The following is a 4613-nucleotide window of genomic DNA, read 5'->3' on the forward strand; positions in this document are numbered from 1 at the left end:
GGCTGGTGTCGGGCGCGATCAGGGCCAGGCCCAGTTCGGCAGCCAGGCGCTGGGCTCCGGCCTTGATGGCAAAGGTCTCCTCGGTGCAGGTCAGCCCGGCCAGGTACAACACGGCGGGCACAGGGCCCTGTTGTGCCTGGGGCGGCAGGTACACCGAGAACTTCATCGGCAGGCCGATGGTGGTGGAGGTGTGCTGGTAAAAGCGCTGCTCGCCGCCAAAACAGGCGTGTCTGCTGAGCAGATCCAGGGGAGTGGTCATGGTGTTTGCTCTTGAATTGATAGCTGCTCAGGCAATATTTCGTAGCGCTTGAGGCAGTTTTCGCTGGTAGGGAGCCTAAAAACCGGCTCCAGGCCGTTTGTCATGGCCCGCCAGGGCCAGCACCCAGAGTGCCCTGTGGTCGAAGGGGCTGTGGGCGCTGGCGCTGTGCAGGGTTAAGCAGCGTACTTGACGACCGAGCGGATCGACTTGCCTTCGTGCATCAGGTCAAACGCCTCGTTGATGTCCTTGAGGCCCATGGTGTGGGTCACAAAGGGCRCGAGCTGGATCTTGCCTGCCATCGCGTCTTCGACCATGCCGGGCAGCTCGCTGCGGCCCTTGACGCCGCCAAACGCCGTGCCCAGCCACTTGCGGCCGGTGACGAGCTGGAAGGGGCGGGTGCTGATCTCTTGCCCGGCACCGGCCACGCCGATGATCACGCTCTGGCCCCAGCCACGGTGCGCGCACTCCAGCGCAGCACGCATCACGTTCACGTTGCCGATGCACTCAAAGCTGTGGTCCACGCCCCAGGTCGTCATCTCCACGATGACCTGCTGGATCGGCTTGTCGAAGTCCTTGGGATTCACGCAGTCAGTGGCGCCAAAGGTGCGGGCCAGGTCGAACTTGGAGGGGTTGGTATCGATGGCGATGATGCGCCCGGCCTTGGCCAGCTTGGCGCCCTGAATCACGGCCAGGCCAATGCCGCCCAGGCCAAACACGGCCACGGTGTCGCCCTCTTGCACCTTGGCGGTGTTCTTGACGGCGCCCAGGCCGGTGGTCACGCCGCAGCCCAGCAGGCAGACCTGCTCGGGGTTGGCATTGGGATTGACCTTGGCGAGCGAGACCTCGGCCACCACGGTGTATTCGCTGAACGTGCTGCAGCCCATGTAGTGGTAGATGGGCTGGCCGTTGTAGCTGAAGCGCGTGGTGCCATCGGGCATCACACCCTTGCCCTGCGTGGCGCGCACGCTCACGCACAGATTGGTCTTGCCGCTCTTGCAGAACAGGCACTCGCCGCATTCGGCGGTGTAGAGCGGGATGACGTGGTCGCCGGGCTTCACGCTGGTCACGCCTTCGCCCACTTCCACCACGATGCCCGCGCCTTCATGGCCCAGCACCACGGGGAACAGGCCTTCGGGGTCGTCACCGCTCAGGGTGAACGCGTCGGTGTGGCATACGCCGGTGTCGGTGATCTTGATGAGCACTTCGCCCTTTTTGGGCGGGGCGACGTCGATCTCGACGATCTGCAGGGGTTCTCCAGCTTTGAAGGCTACGGCGGCACGGGATTTCATGGGGTGGTCCTTTCGGTCAATCGGGTAGGGAATGCGGGTGGGCGGTCTATTTGAGGTAGGAGCGAAGCAGCGCCAGCGTTTCGTCAATGGCTTGCTGGGACGGGGCCGGTTTTTCCGCTAGCGTCTCGCGCACGTGGCTGTCGAGCAGGTCGGCCATCAGTCCGTGCACGGCGCCACGCATGGCCGCCAGCTGCTGCAGGATGGGGGCGCAGTCACTGCCCGCCTCCACCGCGCGCTCCAGCGCCTCGGCCTGGCCCTTGATGCGGCGCAGCCGGGTGATGGCGCGTTGTTTGTCTTCGGCAGTGTGGGGCATGGTCAGGCGGCTGGCTGGTCGTTCACTGGGGTGTACTGGGTGGCAGTATAAAAGACAAGCACTTATGCTGATTGCGCTACGGGCATTAAAAGGGCTATTACTCAGGGGGAGTATTCAGGAATTGGCAATGAATTTTCTCGATGAGCCATGAAAAAAGCCCGCAGGCACTGCCTGCGGGCTTTGTGGGGTGCGGAGCGGCGCAGTGCGCCGCACCGATCAGCGGCTGGCCAGGGGAGGCACGTCGCGGCGCACGGAGCCGGTGAACAGCTGGCGGGGGCGGCCGATCTTGTACTCGGGGTCGCCGATCATTTCGTTCAGCTGGGCAATCCAGCCCACGGTGCGGGCCAGGCTGAAGATGCCGGTGAACAGGTTTACCGGGATGCCGATGGCGCGCTGCACGATGCCMGAGTAGAAGTCSACGTTCGGGTAGAGCTTGCGCKRCACGAAGTASTCGTCTTCCAGSGMGATCTTYTCSAGTTCCTTGGCSAGCTTGAACAGCGGGTCKTKTTCCAGGCCCAGCTCGGYCAGCACTTCRTTGCARGTCTCYTGCATSAGCTTGGCGCGSGGGTCGTAGTTCTTGTACACGCGGTGGCCAAAGCCCATCAGCTTGACGCCGGAGTTCTTGTCCTTGACCTGCTTGATGAAGTCGCCGATCTTTTCCACGCCGCCTTGGGCCTGGATGTCGTACAGCATGTTCAGTGCAGCTTCGTTGGCGCCGCCGTGGGCAGGGCCCCAGAGGCAGGCCACGCCCGCAGCGATGGCCGCGAACGGGTTGGTGCCCGACGAGCCGCACAGGCGCACGGTGGAGGTCGAGGCGTTCTGCTCGTGGTCAGCGTGCAGGATGAAGATGCGGTCSAGCGCGCGYTCSAGCACSGGGTTSACCTTGTACTCYTCGCASGGCGTRSCGAACATCATGYGCAGGAAGTTGCCYGCRTAGCTSAGKTSGTTCTKCGGGTACATGTAGGGCTGGCCCATGCCGTACTTGTAGGCCATKGCGACSAGCGTGGGCATCTTGGCGATCAGGCGGATCGCGGCGATCTCGCGGTGCTGCGGGTTGTTGATGTCCGTGCTGTCGTGGTAGAAGGCCGACAGGGCACCCACCAGACCGGTCAGCACAGCCATGGGGTGCGCRTCGCGGCGGAAGCCMCGCAGGAAGAACTGCATCTGCTCGTTGACCATSGTGTGGTTGGTCACGMGSYTGGTGAAGTYGGTCTTTTGTGCTGCGTTGGGCAGMTCGCCGTASAGCAGCAGGTGGCAGGTTTCCAGGAAGTCGCAGTTCTCAGCCAACTGCTCAATGGGGTAGCCGCGGTACAGCAACTCGCCCTTGTCGCCATCGATGTAGGTGATGGCTGACTGGGTGGCTGCTGTGGACAGGAAGCCCGGGTCATAGGTGAACATGCCCGTCTGCGCATACAGCTTGCGGATGTCGATGACGTCCGGGCCGATGCTGCCCTGATAGACCGGCAGGTCCACGCTGGGGCTGCCGTTACTGAACGACAGGGTGGCTTTGTTGTCAGCTAGCTTCATTGTTACTTTCCTTGGGTAGGTTGCCGATACGAATCCGGTCTTGGTGCGAGGGCTGGGTGTCAGGCATGCACTGCCGTGGCGCCACCGCTTTGTCTCAGCATGCCGAGCACTTCACGCGCTTCTTGTGTGTCTTGTTCGCCCGAGGGCTCTCGCCGCCGCAGCAGCAGGTCCAGCAGGTCGTTGTCCGCCAGATCCATCAACGCGTTGAGGCCCTGGGCATGGCGCTGCGTCAGCGTTGATTCGAAGCGGTGGAAGAACTTCTCGATGAACAAGTCGTTCTCCAGCAGGCCGCGCCGGCAGCGCCAGTGCAGCTTGCTCAGCTCGCGTTCGTCCAGCAGCGGCGAAGCCGCCTCTGGCGCGATGGATGGGGTGGATAGCGTTTGCATGGACCGGTGTGTAGGACGATGAACGGGCCGCGCTCAGATGGCGCGGCGCACCATCAATTCCTTGATCTTGCCGATGGCCCGGGTGGGGTTCAGGCCCTTGGGGCACACGTCCACGCAGTTCATGATGGTGTGGCAGCGGAACAGGCGGTACGGGTCTTCSAGGTTGTCCAGGCGYTCSGYGGTGGCYTCGTCGCGGCTGTCGGCGATGAAGCGGTAGGCCTGCAGCAGACCGGCGGGGCCCACGAACTTGTCGGGGTTCCACCAGAARCTSGGGCAGCTGGTGGAGCAGCTSGCGCACAGRATGCACTCGTACAGGCCGTTSAGYTCKTCGCGCTCYTCRGGCGACTGCAGGCGYTCSKTYTCGGGCGGCACGTTGTCGTTGACGAGGTACGGCTTGATGGAGTTGTACTGCTTGAAGAACTGCGTCATGTCCACGATCAGGTCGCGGATGACKGGCAGGCCSGGCAGSGGCTTSAGSACSAYSGTGCCSKKSAGCGTGWKCATGTTGGTCAGGCAGGCCAGGCCGTTCTTGCCGTTGATGTTCATSGCGTCSGAGCCACAAACACCTTCGCGGCAGGAGCGACGGAACGACAGGGTGGGGTCTTGCGCCTTGAGCTTCATCAGGGCGTCCAGCAGCATGCGTTCGCTGCCGTCGAGTTCGACTTCGACGGTCTGCATGTAGGGCTTGGCGTCCTTGTCAGGATCGTAGCGGTAGATTTGGAAGGTGCGTTTTGCCATGGTGGGTGCTCCTGTATCCGTTTAGAACGTGCGAACCTTGGGCGGAACTGAGTCCACGGTCAGGGGTTTGAGTTTGACGGGCTTGTAGGTCAGGCTGTTGC

6 protein-coding genes are annotated in these 4613 nt (G+C 63.0%); all 6 read right to left on the bottom strand.

The features are described from left to right. The coding region (locus tag AC04MI_RS23580) for an alpha/beta hydrolase-fold protein (RefSeq protein WP_476498854.1) at positions 1-259 on the bottom strand (259 nt) is incomplete at its 3' end. A gap of 173 nt (positions 260-432) precedes the next feature. Then, positions 433-1548 (bottom strand): S-(hydroxymethyl)glutathione dehydrogenase/class III alcohol dehydrogenase, encoded by a 1116-nt coding sequence (locus AC04MI_RS23585; RefSeq protein WP_476498855.1) that lies wholly within the window; start codon positions 1546-1548, stop codon positions 433-435. A gap of 46 nt (positions 1549-1594) precedes the next feature. Beyond that, positions 1595-1861: a metal/formaldehyde-sensitive transcriptional repressor gene (locus AC04MI_RS23590; RefSeq protein WP_056064906.1), complete on the bottom strand. Its 267-nt coding sequence runs from the start codon at positions 1859-1861 to the stop codon at positions 1595-1597. A 216-nt stretch (positions 1862-2077) separates the two neighbouring features. Beyond that, positions 2078-3388 carry a citrate synthase gene (locus AC04MI_RS23595; protein ID WP_476498856.1) on the bottom strand — a complete coding sequence of 437 codons (1311 nt, stop codon included), beginning with the start codon at positions 3386-3388 and terminating at the stop codon, positions 2078-2080. Positions 3389-3447: 59 nt separating this feature from the next. Further along, on the bottom strand, positions 3448-3774 hold the full coding sequence (locus AC04MI_RS23600; protein WP_436079189.1) for an FAD assembly factor SdhE: 327 nt from the start codon (positions 3772-3774) through the stop codon (positions 3448-3450). Positions 3775-3807: 33 nt separating this feature from the next. Next, the gene (locus AC04MI_RS23605; RefSeq protein ID WP_476498857.1) at positions 3808-4512 is read right to left on the bottom strand and encodes a succinate dehydrogenase iron-sulfur subunit; all 705 of its coding nucleotides are present in this window, start codon (positions 4510-4512) and stop codon (positions 3808-3810) included. Positions 4513-4613: the final 101 nt, after the last annotated feature.

The sequence above is a fragment of the Acidovorax sp. LjRoot204 genome (assembly GCF_056175785.1).